Genomic DNA, 21762 nt, shown 5'->3' with positions numbered 1-21762 from the left:
GCTGAGCGTAGATCAGGCTCTCTAGCGTGGCATATAGATAAGGAGGCAGTGATCGCTCATAGCGGCGACCGTATAGGCCTGCCGCTGGGTATGCCCGTTGGCGCCGAGCAATGCAGCCAGGTGCGGATTAGTCCGTAATACCCACAAACGGTGGGGCATCCATTAAGGTTTTGCTGTGTTTTCAGCGATGTTTTCGGCGTTAAATGCCGAATTCGGTATACTGTCCCCGGAAACTCGGGAAACCTGAAACCCTGGGTGTTGCTCTCGGGTGCGACGACTAGTCCCCCGGAGCGCGAGATGCCCCGGAGGAGGAGGCGAAACGACGGGACCCGGCCTTGTGGCCGGGTCCCGTATCTTTATGGCTCGGATCGCAAATTGGCATCCTCAATCGGAGGGATTGGTTGTGATTCGAGCGGTTTAATCGGATGCTCATCGAGCTGTTTTTGCAGATAGTCGATAGCTTTATTCAGTTGGGCATCCTGGCCTTCGAAACTGGCATGTGGCTTGTTTTCTACGGCAATATCCGGGGTCACGCCACGCCCTTCGATTAGCCAGCGGCCATCGTCAGCTGCGAACTGGGGAAACTCGGCGATCGAGGCATGGCCACCGTCAGCCAGGGTATGACTACTGCTTAGCCAGACACCAGCTCCCGCCGTGCGCTGACCAATTACAGGGGCGATGCCCAGTTCCTTGATGCCAGCTGCGAAGGTCTCACCGTCGGAATACGTCATAGGATCGGTAAGCACGACCATATGGCCGCGGAACGATTGCTGCATATTCACCTCCGGTTTTTGGCCGGGTGAATCCCAAAACGCCCAGCTGCGCCGCATTAGTTGGTTGATAACCCAACTGTCGATGCTGCCACCGCGGTTACGTCGAACATCAATGATCAGCCCGTCTTTGTGGTATTGGGCTTGGAAGTCGCGCACAAACTGGGCGATATCGTCAGCGCCCATGGCATATAGGTGCAGGTAACCGATTTGCCCGTGGCTGCGTTTGTCCACGTGCGCTTCATTACTGCTCACCCAATCACGATAACGCAGCTTAGAATCGGTACCCAGATCGACAGGCGTTGCCACTGTTTTATGGACGTCGCCATCACGTGAGAGCTTTAATAACACCTGCTCCCCGACCTGATTGCGTAGCGCCTGATATAGATCTTCCAGGTTGGAGAGAGGCTGGCCATTGAGAGCCAGGAGTAGGTCGCCGTTGCGGGCATCGACGCCGGGGCGGGCAAGTGGCGCGGCCCGGCTCGGCAATTCCGGGTCGGTGCGATAGATATGCGATATGCGAATGCCGTCCTGGGTTTTTGTAAGTCGTGCCCCTAGTGAGGCGCCCTCGACGTTGTCGCGATCATTGGTATCGCCACCATAGACAAAAGAGTGCATCGCTGATAATTCAGCTTTCATCTGGCCGATCAGGTCGCTGAGATCGCGACGATCGGCCAAGCGCGGCAGTAATTGGCGATAAGTTTGGCGTACTTCTTCCCAGTTGGCGCCGCGCATGTCGGGGTCGAAGAAGGCGCTACGATGCATTAGCCACGTATCATTGAACATTGAGCGCCATTCATTCATGGGGTCAATCTGAAACGCCCAATCCGCCGTACGCACTTTGCTATCAGGTATTTCTTTGGCGCCCGTCTTATCGGCTGGGACGATGCGAAGGTCTTGGCCATCGCCACGTGCCAACAGTAGGTGCTGACGGTCGTAGGACAGCCGGTAGCCGGCAATATCGTCGGCGAAGTTCGTGACCTCGGGTTGAGGCGATAAATCGATCATGGTCAGTTCATTATTATCTGACTTTGATCGAAGGACGAACAGTCGCTCTTCGGTCGCACTGAGCGCCTTATAATCGCTAGGTGGTACTGGCACTCGCCACAGGCGTGAGGCGAGATTGGACCAGTCAACCGGGTTCGATTTGTCGGCGGATTTTTTCGTCTTTTCATCATCGCCGGATGAGGAGCCATCGTCCGTTTTATCGTTTGAGGCCGCCGCATCGGTGGGCGTCTCCAATTCGGTTGGTGGCGCAAAAGGGAAATGCGCCTGATTGGTCAACGCCAGGGCATAGATATTGCTGCGGTTCTTGAAATCCGGGCCTAGATTGCGGTCACCCCAGGGTGACTCGGGATCAGGAGAAAAGTGCCGATCGGACAAGAAATACAGCCAATCACCGCTGGGGGAGAAGGCCGGTGAATAGCTGTTGTAACGATCGCTAGTCACCGTCTCCAATCGGTCTTCGGTAACGTCATAGAGCACTATGCGGCGGCGGTCATCGCTACGTGCCTGGGGGGCGAATGCCAGATAGCGACTGTCTGTTGACCAAGTAATGTCTTGCCCATTCTTGGTGAGTGACTTGCGGCCGATTCCTTGCTTATAGATGACTCGGTTTTTGCCACTTTGGGTATTGAGTAGCCACAACTGGCCTTGGTTATCATCATGTGCCAACCATTGGCCGTCTGGCGATAGGGAGATGCTCCAGCGCATGCTCTGGCCATCACTTGTGAGGGCTTTTGCTTCCTTCGAGCCATCGGTCGGGTAGCGCCAGATCTCCTGCTCGCCGGTGGCATCGCTGATGGCATAGATCCATTGGCCCTTGGGGCCTGCAACGGCGCTACGCAGGCGATTCCCTTTGTGTTGCGGGGCGATGTTGATCAGCCGAGCGGCGTCAGTACCGAGTGTCGCGACATGGCCCCTGGCCGTGACGACTGCACGTTGGCCGTTGCCCGAGGGCGCCCAGTACTGGAGATAGTCCATCGGCTGATCAATCCAGCGCGGTTGGCGTCGCCGAAAATCAGACGATAGCTGGGGTTTGAGCGTACGTAGCTGGCCACTTTCCAGATTGAGCAAGCCGATATCGGCGCCGTGTTGAAACACGATCCGACCGTCATTTTCCGTGGGTTGCTGAACCGGGAAGTCCGTAAAATGAGTGAGTTGTTTGCGTTGGCTACCGTCTGTTGACGCCTGCCATAGGTTGGGGTGCCCATCGGCATCGCTTAAAAATATTAGCTGGTCCTGATAAGCCATCGGTGCACTCACCGATCCGGAGGTTTTGATGCGCCTCGCCTCCTGCTGGGACCCCATGTCATAGGCCCAGAGCTGTCCCATGGCACCGCCGCGATAGAGTCGCATGTGGTCACCGCTCGTACCCAGTCCGAAGCGGGTGAAATACAAGCGACTCGCATCTTCATTGAAGGCACCCGACAAAGCGTCCTGCAGCGGGATATCTTGGGTGGCGCGAGTTTCGGGATTTATTGTGCGTAGCTGCCATTGTCCATCGGGACCAACGCCACCGGTCGTGGCATACAGCAGGTTGCCATCCGGGGTCCAGCCCCGCAGCCGTACTCTGGCTTGTTCAAAGGTAAGACGTTGTGGCACCCCGCCCGAGGCAGGCATGACATAGACTTCTTCTGGCCCATCGGCTTGGGCCACGAAGGCGACCTGTTGGCCGTCGGGGGAGACGAAGGGAGTTTGCTCTTCGCCGTCGGTACTGGTCAGACGCCGCGCTTGTAGATCATCCAGGTGGGCCAGCCAGATATCGCTTTCAGCCACAAAGGCCAGGGTCTGGCCCGAGAGGCTGGGTGAGCGGTAATAGGCGGTCGCGGCTTCAGCTGTTAACCAAGGGGTGGCCATCACCAGCAAGGTGAATAGGATCAAGCTGGCACGCCATGTGGTGGCGGCCAATGTGAGTGGCGGCATAGTATCGACCTTATTATTCGGGTGCTCTGAGGCACCCTGGTTTTTTCGCTTGGCCTCTGAAACTTTACCTCAAATTTCTACAGGAATGTAGAGTTAAGTTTTCGTTTTGGCTGTGTGCTCTGCGCAACTTAATCGAAACTAAGCCGCCTGGAGCATCCGCTGGGAAAGGCTTTCGCATCACTGGCTGGCAGGCTTGGTAAGTTTAGCGAAGTTTAGGGGACAGTATATTTATCTATTTGTCGCTGCCATTTCCAGTGTCGAACATTGAATTAGATATACTGTCCCCGGAACTAGAGCTATACGGAGCTATAGCTAGCAGGTGCACGATTTAGATTCGGTGCTCGTGCACTGTCATGGCACCGAGATTTGGCCGCAGGCCAGATTGGCCGGCACCGCGACGTCCATCATCTTCGGATTCGCCAGATTCAGATTGTTCATGATCTCGATATATTGCTGGCGACTTGTGCCCGCCAGCCGCGGATTGTGGTGCTTTTCCTCGCCGATAGATGATGCCGTCCAACCCTTGTAGTCGTGGGCTGGGTAGACCATGGTCTCCTCCGGTAGCGTGAACAGACGCTCGTTGATGGAATCCCAGGACAGCCCGGGATCACCGTTTTGGAAATCCGTCCGGCCGCTGCTTCGAATCAACAATACGTCGCCGGTAAACACGGCCTGTGGTGCCGATGGACGCAGCACGAAGCTGAACGATTCGTCGGTGTGGCCCGGCGTATATAACGCCTGCAGTTGTACGCCGTCGGTGTCGACTATCTCTCCGTCCCGAACATGTGTGGATACGCACTCGGCTTGGGTGTATTCGCCCATCATCGACATGCAGCCGGTGGTGTCACGCAGATCGCCGAGTGCTGTTACGTGGTCGGCGTGGATGTGTGTATCTATGGCCTTGACCAGCGACAGATCGAGTTGGTTGATGGCGGTCAGATACTGTTCAGCCTGGGTTTTGACCGGATCGATGATTACTGCCTCGCGCCCCGGCGCGCTGGCGAATAGATAAGTGTAGGTGCTGGAGTCCGGGTCGAAGAACTGACGAAATAACACGTATTTCTCCGATGTTTATGAAGTTTTATTATATGCTTCAGCTCCGGTGACAGTATATTGAGCTATTTATCTCTGCTGTTTTTAGTGTCAAACGTTTAATTCGATATACTGTCCCTGGAAATAAATGCCTGGAAATGCGCTGGCATCGGGCCTTCATCCCCAGTGGGTCAGCACCACACCGGCCAATATCAACCCGCCGGCCAGCAGGCGTTCCCGACGCAATGGCTCCTTGAGCCAGATCATTCCGATGGCAATGGCGAACAGGACACTGGTCTCGCGCAGTGCGGCCACCAGTGCGATCGGCGCCTGGGTCATGGCCCAGATGGTGACGCCATAGGCGCCGAGGGAAAGGGCGCCTCCGATCAGCCCGACCTGCCAGTGGCGACCGAGCTGTGGCAGCGTTCGAGTGCCGTGCAGGGCGATCAGGATCAGCAGCATGCCGAAACCGTCGAGCAGGAACAGCCAGATGACGTAGCCGGTGGCATCTCCATTGGCACGTGCACCACTGCCATCGGCCAGAGTATAGCCGGCAATGAATGCAGATGTGACCAATGCATTAATCAGTGAGGCGAGTTCGAGCCGGTGGCGGCGCCCTCCGGGGAATGCCATGCACAGGATGCCGAGCACCAGCAGGCCGATACCGGCATAGCCCAGTAAAGAGGGATTGTCGCTGAGCAATCCGATGCCGATCAGCGTGACCAGCAGTGGCGCACAGCCGCGCGCGATAGGGTAAATCTGACTTAGGTTGCCGACCCGGTAGGAACGGGCGAGGAAGATGTTGTAGCCGATATGCAGGATCACCGAGGCCAGCAGCCAGGGCCAGGCGGCGGGGGCGGGCAGCGGCACGAAGGCCACGCTGAGCAGTGCGATGATACCGCAGCTGACCTGAATCAACGAGATGCTCAGCAGGCGGTCGAGTCCGACCTTGACCAGCGCATTCCAGCTGGCATGCATCAAGGCGCTGGCCAGCACGGCGAGAAAGACGGGCGTCGTCAATGCATGTCCCTTGCTGGAGTCTGGGTCGAAGAATTGACGAAATAATACGTATGTCTCCGATGTTTATGAAGTTTTATTATCCGCTTCAAACCCGGTGTCCGTATATTGATCTATTTGTCGCCGCCATTTCCAGTGTCAAGCGTCAAGTTTAATATACTGTCCCCGGAAATCCCCCCCCGGAAATTCCTGTCCCCGGAACTTCCGCACCCTAGATCGGCCCGGCTATTTCCGATGCCTTGCTATTTGCATTAATAAACGTTTTGCTACGCCTATGGGAGGGATAAAGGGGCCTCCCTGCGCCAATAATTTAAGAAAAACATTGCAAGGTACTGCGCGATGAAAAAAATGACCTTCCTGGCCGCGGCCGCTGTGCTGGTGGCCTGCTCCGGGGGCAGTCTGGGCGGCGCGTCCGCAGCCGAGCCACAGTCTGTCGATATCCAGTATCCGGAAACCCACAAGGGCGATGTGGTGGATACTTACTTTGGCACGGAAGTGGCGGATCCTTACCGCTGGCTGGAGGACAACCGCAGCGAGGAGACCGAGGAATGGGTTGAGGCCCAGAACAAGGTTACTTTTAGCTATCTGAAAGCGATTCCCTATCGCGATAAGGTCAAGGAACGTCTGCAGGCGCGCTGGAACTACGAAAGGGTCAAGCAGCCTTTCCACGAGGGCGATTACATCTACTTCTATCGCAACGATGGCTTGCAGAACCAGGATGTGGTTTGGCGCAAGAAGAGCGATGGCGAGGCGGAGGTCTTCCTGAACCCGAACAAATTCAGTGAAGACGGCGCCACTTCCCTGGACTCACTGGAGTTTTCCCAGGATGGTTCCACCGCCGCCTACTCTATCTCCGAGGGCGGTAGTGACTGGCGTAAGATCATCGTGATCGACGCCGAAACCGGTGAGAAACTGGAAGAGCCACTGGTGGATGTGAAGTTCTCCGGTATTGCCTGGAAGGGCAACGAAGGTTTCTATTACTCCAGTTACGATAAGCCGGAAGGCAGCAGGCTGTCCGCGAAAACGGATCAGCACAAGCTCTACTACCACAAGCTGGGCCAACCCCAGTCCAAGGACCGACTGGTATTCGGCGGTACCGAAGAGCAAAAGCGCCGTTATGTACAGGGTTATGTGACCGAGGACGATCATTATCTGGTGATCGCCGGCGCTAACTCCACCTCCGGCAAAGATCTGTTTATCCGCGACCTGACAAAAGAGAAGGCAGCGCTGGTACCGGTAGTGACGGATTTCGACTCGGAGACCCGGGTTATCGCCAATGTCGGCAGCAAGCTGTACCTGGTGACCAACCGCAATGCCCCCAACAAGAAAGTCGTAACCGTGGATGCGGCCGCGCCGGGGCCGGAAAACTGGGATACCTTTATTCCAGAAACGGAAAATGTGCTGACCGTTTCCACCGGCGGCGGCTATTTCTTTGCCGAGTATATGGTGGACGCCCTGTCGAAGGTCTACCAGTACGACTACAGCGGTGAGCGGGTGCGGGAGATCGAGCTGCCCGGGCTGGGCAGTACCACTTTCATCAGCGGCAAGCGGGAGGAGGACACTCTTTATTATTCCTTCACCAACTACATAACACCCCCCACGCTGTTTTCTCTTGATGTGGACAGCGGTGAGTCCAGTGTCTACCACAAGTCCGGTGCGGACTTTGACAGCGACCGCTACGAGTCCAAACAGGTTTTCTACAAGTCCAAGGACGGCACCCAGGTGCCGATGATGATTACCTATAAGAAAGGCACCGAGCTGAACGGCAAAAACCCGACCATCCTCTACGGCTATGGCGGTTTCAATATCAGCCTGAGCCCATCCTTTAGTATCGCTAATGCGGTGTGGCTGGAGCTGGGTGGGGTCTACGCAGTGCCCAACCTACGCGGTGGTGGTGAGTACGGCGAAAGTTGGCACAAGGCGGGCACCAAGCTGCAGAAACAGAATGTGTTCGATGACTTTATCGCCGCGGCCGAATACCTGATCGACAACAAATATACTTCCAGCGATTACCTGGCGGTGCGCGGCGGCTCCAACGGCGGCCTGCTGGTGGGGGCGGTAATGACCCAGCGGCCGGACCTGTTCGGGGTGGCGTTACCGGCAGTTGGCGTAATGGATATGCTGCGTTACCACACCTTTACCGCCGGTGCTGGCTGGGCCGACGACTACGGCACCGCTGAGGACAGCAAGGAGATGTTCGAGTACCTGAAGAGTTATTCGCCGGTGCACAATGTGCAGGCGGGTGTGGAATATCCGGCAACGCTGGTCATGACCGCCGACCACGACGATCGTGTGGTGCCGGCGCACTCCTTCAAGTTTGCCGCCGAATTGCAGTCCAAACAGGCGGGCACGGCGCCCATGCTGATCCGTATCGAGACCAGGGCCGGTCACGGCGCTGGTACGCCGGTGTCCAAGAAGGTTGAGAAGAACGCGGATATCTTCAGTTTCGCGCTCTACAACATGGGCGTGGAAAGCCTGAGTTTCTGAGGTTGCGAAGGGCGATGTAGGAGCCTCGCTTGCAAGCGAAGCCAGCGTGGCCCGTGGGCCATTTACCGGCAGGCAGGCTCCTACAGATCCGGTGACCAGATCCGGTGACAATATATTGAACTCTTATTAGCCAATCGCACGCTTACTTATTAACGCAATGCGTAGGGCTTGGCTATATCACGCCTGGTTGCCCCATACTGGATTGCAAAACCCGACCCAGGCTCAGCTCGTTATTCTTGTTGGATAAACCGGTAGCGTCGCTCCGGACGCCCCACGGTGCCGTAGCTCACTTCCGCCGTTAGCTCCTCGGCTGTCACTAGGTATTCCAGATATCGGCGGGTCGTTGTCCGAGAGGCGCCCAGCTGTGCTCCCACCTCTTCGGCGCTCCATCCGCCGTTCGCCCGAACCACGTCGCGCACTCGTCCCAGGGTGATGCCATCGATGCCTTTCGGTAGTCGACAGGATGTGGTCCGGGCCGGCTCGGGGTGATTGCGTGGCAATAGGGTGTCTACTTCCGCCTGGGCAACATCGTCTAGATTATCGAGTTTCTCGCGATGGATGCGATAACGCTCCAGAGCGGCGTCGAGGCGGTCAAAGACCAATGGTTTGAGGATGTAATCGAACACACCGCCCCGCAAGGCACTGCGTAGTGCCTCGACCTCCCGAGCTGCTGTTATCAGGATGACGTCACAGGGACTGTCACCCGCTCGGAGTTCTTTCAGTAGATCCAGGCCGTTGCCATCGGGGAAATAGACATCCAGCAGCACCAGGTCCGGCTGGAGCATGTCCAGCTGATCCCGGGCGTCAGCCAGCGAATGCGCGATACCGCATAGCTCCACACCCTCAATACGCGCCAGAAACCGACGCTGGATTTCCGCAATCCGCGCGTCGTCCTCGGCGATCAGCACACGAATCGGTCTCAACCTCGTTCTCCCTCCGTCTGGGCAGGCGTTTTCGTGAGGTACAACGTGAACCGACTGCCCATCGGTTGTCGTTCGTCCACCGTAACGCTGCCGCCCCATTGGTTGACGAACTGCCAGACCCGATAAAGGCCAATGCCGTGATCCCCGGTACCCTTCTCGCTGACTTCCCATTCAAAGATGCGCTCACGTTGCGCCTCAGAAATGCCGGGCCCCTGGTCCTCGATTTCAAACACGAGGTCATGACCGAGATCCGTCATGCTGATGTGTACCGTGCCACCGTCGCCCATGTTTCGGGCTGTCGCCTCCAGGGCATTGTCGATAAGATTGCCCACGACGCTCACCAGTTGATCTCGGGGCAGGGCATCCGGCAGGTCCTGCATCCGGCTGTCCGGGTCAATTACCAGCTGTTGCCCCATTTCCCGGGCCCGGTTGTACTTGCCCAGCAGACAGCCCGACAGGATGGGATCCGGCACTGCTTCAAGAAGCAGGTGAATCACCGATTGGTGGTCGCTGACCTCGTCGCCAATCAGGGCGAGTGCCTGTTCATTAGCGCCGATCTGGATCAGGCCAGCAATGGTATGGAGTTTGTTGGCGTATTCGTGGGTTTGGCTGCGTAGCGTATCGGCGTACTGCTGGATGCGGGTGAGCTGGCGACTCACTTGATCCAGTTCATCACGCAGCCGGAAGCTGGCAACCACGCCGATGATGACGCCGTCTTGTTTGACCGGTATCCGGTTGACGATCATCTGGCGATCCCGGAACCAGACTTCCCGGTCGAATGCGGGGTCCCCCGTTTCGAGTACGGATGTCAGGTTATTGCCGGGCAGGATGTCGTCGACGGGGCGACCTGTCAGCTGGGTGTCCGGATCCAGCCCGAGTGTCTCAATCGCGGTTCGGTTGAAGGTGGTGACAATGCTCGCTCGGTCGATGGCGATGATGCCCTCGCGAACCGATTGCAGTGTGGCGTTTCGTTCTTCAAAGAGGGCTGCGATGGTCTCGGGTTCCAGGTCGAAGATGGCGCGTTTGAAACGCCGGGCCATCCAGATCGCCACGACGATGCTGGCCGCCAGCATCACCGCCATCAGAGCGTAAAGCACTCGATTGTGGCGCGCTATCGTGGCCTCAACCTGATCCAGTCCATAACCGACGGAGACAATACCAATGATGTCCCCGGTCGCCGGGTTGATCACGGGAGCTTTGCCTCGCATCGATGGCCCGAGACTGCCGATGGCACTATCGACATAGGCACGACCCTGCTGAAGCGCGCGCGTGGCCTGATCACCTTCATCCTCTGCCATGGGGTCGCCGATCTGGTCGGGAGTGGGGTGGGCCAGGCGTATCCCTTCCTGATCGCCAATCACGATGAATAGCGCCTCGTTGGTCTCGGCCAGGCGTTGGCTGAGCTTTGTCAGGCCGTCGGTATCCCGTGCCTGAATGCCGTCGATAACCGACGGCATAGCCGCAACCGTCCGCGCCACCATCAGGGCTCGCTGCCTGGTCTGGTCATAAAGCGAATCGCTGAGGTAATAGCCAGCCACGGCGACGATCAATGCGGCCTGGATTGCGGTAACCAGGACTAGCACCAATGTCATCCGTGTTTTCAGGGCCAGGCGGTTGAAGGCGAGTCGCATGGCGTGGGGAAACCTTCTGAAACATCGTCGGTCAGCGTAATGTACAGCGATGGCACTTGTCCGTGACCAAAATGTATAAAACGCCCGGAATGATGTTTAAAGGCATTACGCGCAGAATGCTTACATCACCGCATCATGATTTATAGCCTTAACATAAGGGCTATCCGGCTGCTCATACGGTAGTCCGGGGAGAGCAACACTCTGATACGGCGATAACAGCATAATGAGGTGATCATCATGATATTCAAACGAAGCCTGTTGCTCATGGCACTAGCCATGTTCAGCCTGTCCGCCTTTGCCTGGGAGCCCGCCGGCAAGGTTGAATGCATTGCCCCGTCCGACCCCGGCGGCGGCTGGGACTTTACCTGCCGTAGCGCGGGCCGGGTTCTCAAATCGCTCGATCTCGTTCCCTCCAGTGTGCAAACCACCAACATGGCTGGTGCCGGCGGTGGTGTTGCCTTCTCGCATACCGTCAGCAAACGGGGTGACGACAACAACCTGCTTGTCGCCGCCTCGACCGCTACCACTACGCGACTAGCCCAGAAGCAGTTCCCCGGCATGAAAGTCGGTATGGTCGAGTGGATCGGCGCGGTTGGCTCGGATTTCGGCGTGATCGCCGTGCGCCAAGAATCCCAATACGACAATCTCAACCAGCTTGTAAACGCGCTGAAAGACGATCCGCGCTCGGTTAAATTTGCCGGAGCGAGTGCCCGCGGTGGCTGGGATCACCTCAAGGTCCTGCTCGTCGCTCAAAAAGCGGGTATCAAGAAACTGGCGAGTATCCCCTATTTGTCCTACAACAATGGGGGCGAGGCGCTGACGCAAGTGGTTGGTGGCCAGGTCGATGCTTTTACCGGCGACATTTCCGAGACTACGGGCTTTATGGAGTCTGGTGATGTGCGCGTCCTGGCCGTGCTGTCGAAGGAGCGCCTGCCCAAGCCATTCGACAATATTCCCACCGCTCGTGAGCAAGGCATTGATGTCCTCGGGCCGAACTGGCGCGGCTTTTACATGCCCAAAGGCGCTTCCGATGCTGCCAAGCAGTACTGGACGCAGGCCATCGACGAGCTCTACAGGAGTGATGCCTGGAAAGAGGTCATGAAAAAGAATGGCTTGATGCCTTTCCACCCCGGGTCCAAGAAGTTTGACGACTATGTCCGCCAGCAGGTGAAAGACATCGAACAGCTGTCCCGTGACATCGGGCTCATGCAATGACAGCCCGGGGGGATCGCATCCTAGGAATCGGGCTGTTCGTTCTTGCCATCGTCTATGGTTGGACCGCGCAACAATGGCCCGAGCCTTTCGGCGCCGCCGAAGGTATCGGTCCGGAAACCTTCCCGACTCTGCTCGCCGTTGTGCTGGCTCTGTCCAGCGGTTATCTGATAGTCAGGCCGGACCCGGACGCCCAATGGCCCCGGGGCCGGACGGCCGTCGAGATCCTGCTGTCGATCGCAATCCTTGTCGTTTACAGCTTGCTTCTGGAGCCGCTCGGATTCGTGATTGCCACCACTTTGGCGGTCGGCACGCTGTGCTGGCTCATGGGCGCGCGGCCGGTGCCGGCCTTTTTGACCGGCCTGATCGGGGCGGTCGTGGTGTTTTTCTTGTTCAATAACCTGCTGGCACTGAGCTTGCCCGCCGGGCTTTTGGGGATGGTCTGATGGAAACGATCCAGCTCCTGATGCACGGTTTCGCCGTTGCTATGACGCCCACTAACCTGATGTTCGCGTTGTTTGGCGCTTTCATCGGCACGCTGATCGGTGCGTTACCCGGCCTCGGTCCCGCCAACGGTGTGGCGATCCTGATCCCGCTTGCCTTTACGCTCGGGTTGTCCCCGGAAACCGCCATGATCCTTCTGACGTCGGTGTATGCCGGCGCGATGTATGGCGGTCGGATCTCTTCCATTCTGCTGAATATTCCGGGCGATGAACCGGCCATGATGACGTGCCTCGATGGTTATCCCATGGCGCAGAACGGCAAGGCCGCCGAGGCGCTGGGGATGTCTGCCATCGCCTGCTTTGCGGGCACGCTCATTGGTACCGTTGGTTTGATCATGCTGGCGCCAGTGTTGGCCCGTTTTGCTCTTACCTTCGGTCCGGCTGAGTATTTTGCGCTCTTCGTGCTGGCATTCGCGACACTGGGTGGTATTGCCGGCAAGAATCCGGTGAAGACGGTGGTGGCCGCCGCATTGGGATTGATGATCTCCACGGTTGGTATCGACATTGCCACCGGCACTGAGCGCTACACCTTCGGCCTCCTGAAACTCCACGAGGGTGTGGATTTCATCCTGGCAATCGTCGGGTTATTCGCGATCTCCGAGCTGCTGTTCTTTATTGAGCAGCGGGCCGGCGCCGGTCGCAAGATGGTGCGGCTCGGCAAATTGATGCTCCGACCTCGGGATGTTTTCTCGGCGCTGCCAACGTTGTTTCGTGGCGGCATTCTGGGGTTTTTTGCCGGCGTTCTGCCCGGTGCGGGTGCATCTCTAGGGAGTTTTATCAGTTACACACTGGAAAAGAAGTACCTGGGCAAGCGGGCCAGCTTCGGTGAGGGAGACCTGCGAGGTGTGGCGGCCCCGGAGGCCGGCAACAACGGTGCCTCATCCGGCGCTCTTGTGCCCATGCTGACGCTCGGGGTGCCGGGCAGTGGCACCACAGCCGTGCTGTTGGCGATGCTGATTTCGCTCGACATCACGCCCGGACCGCTCATGTTCACCCAAAATGCGGAGATCGTCTGGGGGGTCATCGCCGCGTTGCTGATTGGCAATGCGCTGCTATTGTTGCTGAATATTCCGCTGGTGGGGTTGTTTGTGAAGCTGCTGTCGGTGCCGCCAATGTATTTGTTGCCAGTGGTGACCATGGTGGCTTTCGTCGGCATTTACTCGATCAGCCACAGTCCATTCGACCTGTACATGATGGTGGCATTCGGCGTTGCCGGCTTCGTGCTGCGCAAGCTGGAAATACCGCTGGTGCCGATCATTCTCGGCCTGTTACTCGGGCCGGAAATGGAGAAGAACTTAAGCCATGCCCTTGTGCTGTCGGATGGTGATTGGAGCATTCTCTGGAGCAGCCCTCTGGCCATAGGTTTTTGGGTTGTTGCCGGGTTGGGCTTGGTGTTGCCCTACGTGATCGGCCCGGTGCTGCGGCGACGAGTGCGGAAAACTATGGAAGAGACATCCGCGTCAACCAACTAGCTAGCATTAGCTAGGAGAGCAGCCAGGACGGAAACTGGCGCCCTGTTCGAAACTGGCGGGCCAGACTGCGTCGATCACGGTGCGGCAGTTATCGCCGTAGGCTAGGGCGGTCTCGAGCTGGCACCTTGCACCGACGCATCTGGCCCGCGACCACCGAGGGCTTGTTGCGAGATCGGTTTGGATCGGAACTTCCGAAGTTAAATATACTGTCCCCGGAAATTCCCGCGGAAATCTGCCCGGCAATCCGAGATAGGTCAGGTCGCTATGTATTGGGGCGGGGTTAGGGCAATCGAGCCCCGGGAACATGTAGTCGGCGGTCAGCAACAGAACTGTTGCTGACCGCCGAGCTTTGTCTTTTGCCCGTCCCGTGCCGCTAGGCCGGTGCTGACAGTAGCACCGGCCTAGGCGCTTAGCATCGAGAGCACGATGCTGCCTCGGGGCATGCTTTTCCCAATCAGCTAATGGATGAGGTGTCGTTGTCGGGCATGGAAACGTGGCCCGGCGCCTCGCGGCAGAGCTGTAGGAAATCCAGGTGGCGTTCGTATTGGTCGAGGATGTCCTCAATGACCTGTTGCCGGGTGTAATCCATCAAATCGTAGCCCTCGCCGCCTTCCTGCAGGTGGACTTCGAGACGGAAGTACCAGGTGTTCTGCATATGCGGGCGGATGGCGAAGGCGGGTGTGACGGCTTCACGCAACCGGACTTCGTAGAGGAAATCCTGCTCTTCGCCCAAGGCAACGGACAGGCCGAGCCCGCCGTCATTGTCGACAGTCGTGCTGACTTCCGATCGCAGATCTTGTTGTTGCAGTGCGTCACGGACCTCTTCCATGGCCGGCTGAACAATATCCGTGATGTAACGTCGTGCCTGCTCGTGGCCGGGGAAACTCATGGCGCGACGCAGCCGCTGCTGCCAATGAGCGCCGCTTTCGGGGGATGCGGCGCCGCGAGGCTGGATGGGGCCGCGGCTGTCCTTTTTGAGTGTCTCCGCCCGCAGCGCCATGAGTAGGCCCGCCATGATGAAGAAGAGCACCACCGAAAACGGTAGCCCCATGATGACGGTCGTACTTTGCAGGGCCGTTAGTCCGCCGGCCGTTAGTAGCGCCAGGGTCACGATGCCGATTACTGCCGCCCACAGAATGCGCATCCAGGTGGGCGCGTCGTGATTGACGTCGCTCAGGATCGCGGTGAAGTTGGACAGCACCAGCGCCCCCGAGTCCCCCGAGGTGACGAAGAACACGATCGCCAGGATCGTGGTCACGATCGTGGTAATGCCCGTCCACGGCAATTCAGTGAGGAACAGATAGATCGAGGAAGCGGGGTGGTTCATGGTCTGCTGCGCAAAATCGTTGGCGCCGCTCATAACCATGTCGATGCCGCTGTTCCCGATGATCGACATCCAGGCCATCATGAAAGTCATCGGCAGAAGCAGGGTGCCAGCGGTGAACTGCCGGATGGAGCGCCCGCGTGAGATGCGTGCCAGGAACAGGCCCACGAACGGCCCCCATGCGATCCACCAGGCCCAGAAGAACAAGGTCCAGGCATTGAGCCATTCCGTGGGCCGGTCGAAGGCATAGGTGGTCAGCGACAGGTCAACGAAATGGGTGACGTAATCACCTACGTTGGTGATGAGCGCGTTGAGCAGAAATACGGTGTTGCCGGCTAAGAGCACGAATAGCAAGAGTAGGAGCGTCAACAGCATGTTGAACTCGGACAACCGTCGGATGCCCTTCTCCACACCGGTCACCGCAGAAATGGTGGCAAACACGATGATCATGACCACCAGCGCTGCCTGGACCAGGGTGCTCTCCGGCACGTTGAATATAAGGTTCAGCCCCGCATTGAGCTGAATCACGCCAATGCCTAAGCTGGTCGCGATACCGAACACCGTGCCCAGAACCGCGGCGATATCGACAGTGTGGCCGATGGGCCCGTAAATGCCTTTGCCGAAGATCGGATAAAGGGCGGAGCGGATGGTCAGCGGCAAATTGTGTCGATAGCTGAAATACGCCAGGGACATGCCCACAAGCGTGTAGATACCCCAGCCGGAAACCCCCCAATGCAGGAAGGTCAGCTCCATGGAGTGGCGAGCCGCTTGGGCGTCGCTCATGCCCTCGACGCCCGGCGCTGACAGGAATTGGGTCACTGGCTCGGCGAGACAGAAGAATAGTAGATCGATACCGATGCCGGCGGCGAACAGCATTGCTGCCCAGGACAGGATATTGAACTCGGGCTTGGAGTGCGCCGGTCCTAGTTTGATATCGCCGAAGCGCGAGAGCGCCACGCCAATGACGAATACCAGATATATGACCACGGTCAGGAAGTAGTACCAGCCAAAGGTGTGGGATACCCAGCTGAGTACCGTATTAATCCACGTCTCGGCCGCTCCGGTAAACAGGATGGTCCAGAGGGCAAAGATCAGGATGGCTAGCGAAGAACCAAAGAAGACGACCGGGTTGACTCGGTCACCTCCGCGCCCCGCTGTTTCTTGTTTGCTCATTCTGCTCTTCCTAATAGTCGCTTATTGTCGTTGATTGGCACTGAGTCGGGTGAATACTCGAATCAGCACTGTGCGATCTGTTAATCAGCGGGCTCGAGCCAGCTATGGTCCTTGGGCGGCCGCCTCGTGGTCGCGCATGCCGCCTCCGGGGCCTCGGCCAGACGGAGGGCGAGTACCGGACCTGTGGAGTCGGCCCCGGCGAATGGCCATGTCTGTCTTTGCTGCGGTCAATAGACAGGCGACATCTGTTAGTGCCACGTAGACGCTCTTCAGTCGTGTGTAATACACCGGCCGCTTGCCGGAATGGCAAGTTATATTCTTTTTTATATAAAAGCACGTATGCAGCATGCGTGCCAAACGTTGACCTGTAGCACGTCACGGCGATCGGCTTTGCTGCGTCTATGCTAAGGCAGGTTTGATTTATCCTCTTTTTATACCTGCGAATTTGACTCTAATGTCTCTCATTGGGTGATGCAAACGCGAGATTCGGTGCTAGAGGCATCCGTTGTTAATGGTGTGAACGTTTGCTCGATCGCCGGTTCTGCGGTTTGCCGCCACTTGGCGCAGCTCTTGTGCGCGGCCTCGGCCGGCGTGCCCTTTATCCCGCGATACTTGATGGCGGTCGTAGGTGAGCAGCCTTGTTGCCCATGGATCGGAACTTCTGGGGTTTAATATGCTGCCCTGGAAAAATCGACTTGCAAAACAGGGAGGAAAGCCATGGGCCCGAGCCAGGATAGTGTGTCGACAAATCAGCAAAGTGCTCGTTCGAAGAGCACGGCGGTCCGTGTCGGACTTGTGCTTGGGCCGGCTTTTCTGATCGCTACGCTTGTCCTGCCGGTGCCCGCCGGTATGGATGCAGCGGCCTGGCACTGTGCTGGACTGGCCTTATTCATGGCCACGTGGTGGGCGACCGAGGCGATCCCGATTCCGGCGACCGCTCTTTTGCCGCTCGCGCTCGGTCCGGCGATCGGCATCGGTTCGTTCCAGGATTTAGCCCACAGCTATGCCGACGACATCATCTTTTTGTTCTTGGGTGGCTTTCTCATTGGCTTGTCCATGCAACGCTGGAACCTGCATCGGCGGATCGCACTGACGACGCTGCTAGCGGTGGGCACGCGTCCGGCCCGCCAGATCGCCGGATTCATGATCGCCACCGGTTTCATTAGCATGTGGGTTTCCAACACCGCGACCTCGATCATGATGCTGCCGATCGGTATGTCGGTGGTTAACCTCATGGCTGACAGCGATTCGCCCGAAGTTGAACGCTACGCCACGCGGCTGCTGCTGGCGATCGCGTACTCGGCGTCGATTGGTGGTGTGGCCACTTTGATCGGCACGCCGCCCAACGCGCTGTTGGCCGGCTATCTCTCCTCGAATCAGAATATTGATATCGGTTTTGTCCAGTGGATGATTGTTGGTGTGCCGGTGTCGATCACGATGATGGCCGCAGCCTGGATGTGGTTGGTTCGGGGCGGCTTTGAGCTGGATACCGGCGCTGCCGGTCGCGATATGTTGCGTAACGAGTTGCACAAACTCGGTCCCTTGTCGAGCGCGGAAAAACGCGTCGGCGGCATGTTTTTGCTGGCGGCCGTGCTTTGGATCTGCCGGCCGCTGCTGTCCAGTGTCGGGGTTTCATGGCTGTCGGACGCCATGATTGCCATGTTCATCGGCGTGGCGCTGTTCATAATCCCCGCTAGTGACGGCCAGAATTCGCGGTTGATGGGTTGGGAGAACGAAGCCAATGTGCCCTGGGGGGTATTGCTGTTGTTCGGCGGCGGTTTGGCGCTTGCTTCAGCGATCAAAGCCACTGGGCTGGCTGAGTGGATCGCGACACAGATGGAAGTGTTTTATGCCTTGCCGCTGGTGCTAATGGTCGGGGCAGTGGTTGTAGTCATCATTTCGCTGACCGAAGTCTCGTCGAACACGGCCACCGCGGCCGTGTTCATGCCGCTACTAGGCGCGCTTGCGATGTCGATGGATATCGAGGTGCTGCTACTCACCGTGCCGGCGGCAATTGCGGCGAGCTGCGCATTCATGATGCCGGTGGCCACGCCGCCGAACGCCATTATATTTGCGACCGGGCGCATGCGAATCCAGTCCATGATACGAGCCGGGCTGGCGCTCAATATATTCTGTGTGGTGTTGGCCACTCTGGTGCCTTACCTGATCATCGGTTGGCTGTGGTAGGCGAATGCATGGTCCGTTTCTCGCTAGAGGCACCTTGGTATTAGCGATCCGGCGGCAGTGGTTATAACTTTGGTTAGCCGATCAAGTCGCGCGCTCGCCAGCCCCACGGTTTGCCTCTACTCGACGTAGCGCTCGTTGGTGGCCTTACGCGGCATGCCGGTTGTGTCGATAATCGTCGCGAAATTGGCGAGGCCGGATGGTCTGATCACGTCGTGACCGTTAACGCCTAGGCTAGGGGGTTGAACTGGCGTCGACGCTATCTGATTCGCGGCCACCGCGGGCTAAGCGGGTTCGGCTTGATATGTACGTGCTCGCTGTACGTCGGCGAGGGTGGATGCCGTTGACAGATGCGGATCAATGACACTCTGAAGCGGGGTGTTCGTTCCTAGGTGAGCAGCTTTGTTGCCCATGGGCTGGTCCCGTTGACAGGAACGTTGGGAGGGGGTTAAGTGTGCCGAAAAAAGGTCAATACTATGTCCGGTTCTTCGGCGTTCTGTTTTTCAGGTTTTCGACGAGAGCTTCTGACGCTAGCCGTGGCGGGCTTGGTCGCCTGTGCTTCCGGCTCCGCCCAGTCGTCCGGCGATCGTTCGGCGGCTTCCTCTTCCGATACGGTGTCTTGGCCCACGCTGGAAAGTCCGATCCCGCGGGATCCGGAGCTGGAGGCACGCATCGACGATTTGCTGGCGCAAATGACGCTGGAGGAAAAAATCGGGCAGATGATTCAGCCGGAAATCAAAACGGCAACTCCGTCGGATGTGCGTGAGTACCACCTCGGTTCCGTGCTCAATGGCGGCGGTACTACCCCGGGCAACAACAAGCATGCCTCGGTTCAGGACTGGGTGGACCTGGCAGATGCCTATTACCGGGCTTCGGTGGATAAAAGCGATGGTCGCACCGGGGTTCCCATCATGTGGGGGACCGATGCGGTGCATGGTTTGGGCAATGTTGTAGGCGCGACGCTCTTCCCCCACAACATTGGTCTGGGAGCCACCCGCAACTCTAAGCTGCTGAAGAAAATCGGTGAGGTTACCGCCCGGGAAATCGCAGTGACTGGCCTGGATTGGGATTTCTCTCCCACTGTGGCCGTGGCGCGCGATGACCGCTGGGGACGTGCCTATGAATCCTGGTCGGAGAATCCCGAGGTCGTGAAAGGCTACGCTGGGCCCATGATCGAGGGTTTGCAGGGTGACCCCGGCGCGGAGGACTTTTTGTCCGAGCACCACGTCATCGCCACTGCCAAACACTATATCGGCGACGGTGGTACTGACCGGGGGGTCGACCGGGGTGACACTCTGAGCGATGAAAAGGCCTTGCGAGATATTCACGGGGCGGGCTACTTCAGTGCGATTGAATCCGGTGTGCAGGTGGTCATGGCTTCCTACAGCAGCTGGCAGGGCCAGCGTATGCACGGGCACGAATACCTGCTGACCGATGTGCTCAAACAGCAAATGGGCTTCGATGGTTTTGTGGTGGGCGATTGGAACGGCCACGGTTATGTGCAGGGATGTTCGTCCGCCAGCTGCCCCAAGGCTGTCAATGCCGGGCTGGATATGTTCATGGCGCCGGGGCCGGAATGGAAAGAACTGTATCGCAACACCCTTAAGCAGGTGCGCGACGGCACGATCAGTCGGGCTCGTATTGACGACGCCGTGCGCCGGATTCTGCGCGTAAAGCTGCGCGCGGGCCTGTTTGAAAAAGGCGTTCCTTCTGAACGGGAGCTGGCCGGTGACACTGCCGTGTTGGGCTCTGCCGAGCACCGGGCCGTGGCCCGGCAGGCGGTGCGCGAATCGCTGGTTATGCTGAAGAACCAAAACCAGTTACTGCCCCTAAACCGGAACCAGCGTGTGCTAGTCGCTGGCGACGGTGCCGATAGCATCGCTAAGCAGTCCGGCGGCTGGTCGGTGACCTGGCAGGGCACCGGTAACGTCAACAGCGACTTCCCCGGCGCCACCTCTATTTTCGCTGGTGTTGACGCGGCGGTGACCGCCGGTGGCGGCGAGGCGGTGCTCAGGGTCGATGGTGAATACGAACAGAAGCCGGACGTGGCCATCGTGGTCTTTGGCGAGTCCCCTTATGCCGAAGTGCAAGGGGACCGGAGCAATCTGGCCTACTCTCCCAAAGACACGAGCGACCTGGAGTTGCTCAAACGGCTGCAGAGCGAGGGCATCCCCGTGGTGTCCCTGTTTATTACTGGCCGCCCACTCTGGGTGAACCGTGAGCTTAACGCCTCCGATGCCTTTGTGGTCACCTGGCTGCCGGGTTCCGAGGGCGGCGGCATCGCTGATGTGATCTTCCGGGACAACGACGGCGATGTGCACTATCCCATGACCGGCGAACTGCCCTTTAGCTGGCCCGAGCGTCCGGACCAGACGCCGCTGAATGTTGGCGAAGAGGGCTATGACCCGCTGTTTCCTTTTGGCTACGGGCTCGCCTACGGCGAGGAAGACCCGCTGGCCGAGTCGTTGCCCGAAACGGGGCTTCAGGTGGCCGAAACCGAGGACAAACTGGAGCTATTCAAGCGTCGCCCGCTGGGCATCTGGGGATTGGAAATCATCGGTGCGCAAAATGATCGTAAGACCATGACCAGCAACACCGTCGCTGTATCCACCGTGCAGATCAAGGCGGTGGATCGGAACGAGCAGTGGGACGCCCGGCAGGTCACCTGGAACGGTGAAGGGGCGGGGCAAGTAGCGCTATTTGCGCCGAAACGTCAGGACTGGACCGACTACCTGGCGGACGATGCCGCTTTGATCGTTGATCTGAAAGTGGACCGGGCGCCCACTGATACCGCCTGGCTGCGTTTCGGCTGCGGCTCCTACTGTGCCTCCGACATCGATCTAACTCAGCAACTGCGCGAGGCCGAGGGCCAGGGGTGGCAAACTCTGAGCGTAGATCTGAGCTGCTTCCCGACAGCCGGTGCCAACTTCGGGGTCAGTCAGCCCATCGGCGAATTCATTACCCAGGTGCTTCAGCCGTTTTCGGTGCTGACGGAAGGTGAACTCACACTGGCCTTTACGGAAGTTAGCTTGGAAAAGCATCGAGCCGCTGACGCGACGCTGAGCTGCCATTAGTCCGAAAGTGGGTCCGGGGCAGAAGAATAAGGAAA

12 protein-coding genes are annotated in these 21762 nt (G+C 58.2%); 6 read left to right on the top strand and 6 right to left on the bottom strand.

All coding sequences use genetic code 11. The annotated features are described in order from the left end of the window. Positions 1-356: 356 nt before the first annotated feature. The 3 genes from HKX41_05260 to HKX41_05250 all read right to left on the bottom strand — a co-directional run bounded on the left by HKX41_05260 (position 357) and on the right by HKX41_05250 (position 5747). Positions 357-3695, bottom strand: a complete 3339-nt coding sequence (locus tag HKX41_05260; protein ID NNC23563.1) for a peptidase S41 — start codon at positions 3693-3695, stop codon at positions 357-359. A 351-nt stretch (positions 3696-4046) separates the two neighbouring features. Beyond that, positions 4047-4751, bottom strand: coding sequence for an MBL fold metallo-hydrolase (locus HKX41_05255; GenBank protein NNC23562.1), 705 nt, complete (start codon positions 4749-4751; stop codon positions 4047-4049). A gap of 153 nt (positions 4752-4904) precedes the next feature. After that, positions 4905-5747, bottom strand: coding sequence for an EamA family transporter (locus HKX41_05250; protein ID NNC23561.1), 843 nt, complete (start codon positions 5745-5747; stop codon positions 4905-4907). A gap of 336 nt (positions 5748-6083) precedes the next feature. Between HKX41_05250 and HKX41_05245 the strand changes: the two genes are divergently transcribed. After that, positions 6084-8231: a S9 family peptidase gene (locus HKX41_05245; protein ID NNC23560.1), complete on the top strand. Its 2148-nt coding sequence runs from the start codon at positions 6084-6086 to the stop codon at positions 8229-8231. 230 nt (positions 8232-8461) lie between these two features. On the opposite strand, the gene HKX41_05240 is transcribed toward HKX41_05245, so the two are convergent. Then, positions 8462-9154 carry a response regulator gene (locus tag HKX41_05240; GenBank protein ID NNC23559.1) on the bottom strand — a complete coding sequence of 231 codons (693 nt, stop codon included), beginning with the start codon at positions 9152-9154 and terminating at the stop codon, positions 8462-8464. Next, entirely contained in the window at positions 9151-10746 is a 1596-nt protein-coding gene (locus tag HKX41_05235) for a sensor histidine kinase (protein ID NNC23558.1), read from the bottom strand. Before HKX41_05235 ends, HKX41_05240 begins: the two co-directional genes overlap by 4 nt. Before the next feature lie 276 nt (positions 10747-11022). Here HKX41_05235 and HKX41_05230 point away from each other — a divergent pair, with 276 nt between their 5' ends. From HKX41_05230 to HKX41_05220, 3 genes are read left to right on the top strand one after another with little or no spacing between them, the layout of a single operon-like run. Further along, positions 11023-12000: a tripartite tricarboxylate transporter substrate binding protein gene (locus tag HKX41_05230; GenBank protein NNC23557.1), complete on the top strand. Its 978-nt coding sequence runs from the start codon at positions 11023-11025 to the stop codon at positions 11998-12000. Continuing rightward, the gene (locus tag HKX41_05225) at positions 11997-12443 is read left to right on the top strand and encodes a tripartite tricarboxylate transporter TctB family protein (protein ID NNC23556.1); all 447 of its coding nucleotides are present in this window, start codon (positions 11997-11999) and stop codon (positions 12441-12443) included. Before HKX41_05230 ends, HKX41_05225 begins: the two co-directional genes overlap by 4 nt. Beyond that, positions 12443-13972, top strand: coding sequence for a tripartite tricarboxylate transporter permease (locus HKX41_05220; GenBank protein NNC23555.1), 1530 nt, complete (start codon positions 12443-12445; stop codon positions 13970-13972). The genes HKX41_05225 and HKX41_05220 overlap by 1 nt, the downstream gene beginning before the upstream one ends. Positions 13973-14426: 454 nt before the next feature. Here HKX41_05220 and betT read toward each other — a convergent pair whose 3' ends face one another. Continuing rightward, on the bottom strand, positions 14427-16469 hold the full coding sequence (gene betT / locus HKX41_05215; GenBank protein NNC23554.1) for a choline BCCT transporter BetT: 2043 nt from the start codon (positions 16467-16469) through the stop codon (positions 14427-14429). A 717-nt stretch (positions 16470-17186) separates the two neighbouring features. Between betT and HKX41_05210 the strand changes: the two genes are divergently transcribed. Together HKX41_05210 and HKX41_05205 are read left to right on the top strand one after the other, a co-directional pair. Next, positions 17187-18656, top strand: coding sequence for a DASS family sodium-coupled anion symporter (locus HKX41_05210; protein ID NNC23553.1), 1470 nt, complete (start codon positions 17187-17189; stop codon positions 18654-18656). A gap of 473 nt (positions 18657-19129) precedes the next feature. Beyond that, entirely contained in the window at positions 19130-21727 is a 2598-nt protein-coding gene (locus HKX41_05205) for a glycoside hydrolase family 3 protein (GenBank protein ID NNC23552.1), read from the top strand. The last annotated feature ends 35 nt before the right edge of the window (positions 21728-21762 follow it).

This window comes from Salifodinibacter halophilus, from assembly GCA_012999515.1.
GTDB lineage: Bacteria > Pseudomonadota > Gammaproteobacteria > Nevskiales > Salinisphaeraceae > Salifodinibacter > Salifodinibacter halophilus.
This window is presented reverse-complemented; position numbering and strand designations above follow the sequence as displayed.

Bases quoted from the DNA above. Each gene is read 5' to 3' on its own strand.
- HKX41_05225 (NNC23556.1), top strand. From the start codon at position 11,997: ATGACAGCCCGGGGGGATCGCATCCTAGGAATCGGGCTGTTCGTTCTT.
- HKX41_05205 (NNC23552.1), top strand. From the start codon at position 19,130: ATGTCCGGTTCTTCGGCGTTCTGTTTTTCAGGTTTTCGACGAGAGCTT.
- betT (NNC23554.1), bottom strand. From the start codon at position 16,469: ATGAGCAAACAAGAAACAGCGGGGCGCGGAGGTGACCGAGTCAACCCG.
- HKX41_05220 (NNC23555.1), top strand. From the start codon at position 12,443: ATGGAAACGATCCAGCTCCTGATGCACGGTTTCGCCGTTGCTATGACG.
- HKX41_05260 (NNC23563.1), bottom strand. From the start codon at position 3,695: ATGCCGCCACTCACATTGGCCGCCACCACATGGCGTGCCAGCTTGATC.
- HKX41_05245 (NNC23560.1), top strand. From the start codon at position 6,084: ATGAAAAAAATGACCTTCCTGGCCGCGGCCGCTGTGCTGGTGGCCTGC.
- HKX41_05230 (NNC23557.1), top strand. From the start codon at position 11,023: ATGATATTCAAACGAAGCCTGTTGCTCATGGCACTAGCCATGTTCAGC.
- HKX41_05210 (NNC23553.1), top strand. From the start codon at position 17,187: ATGGGCCCGAGCCAGGATAGTGTGTCGACAAATCAGCAAAGTGCTCGT.
- HKX41_05235 (NNC23558.1), bottom strand. From the start codon at position 10,746: ATGACATTGGTGCTAGTCCTGGTTACCGCAATCCAGGCCGCATTGATC.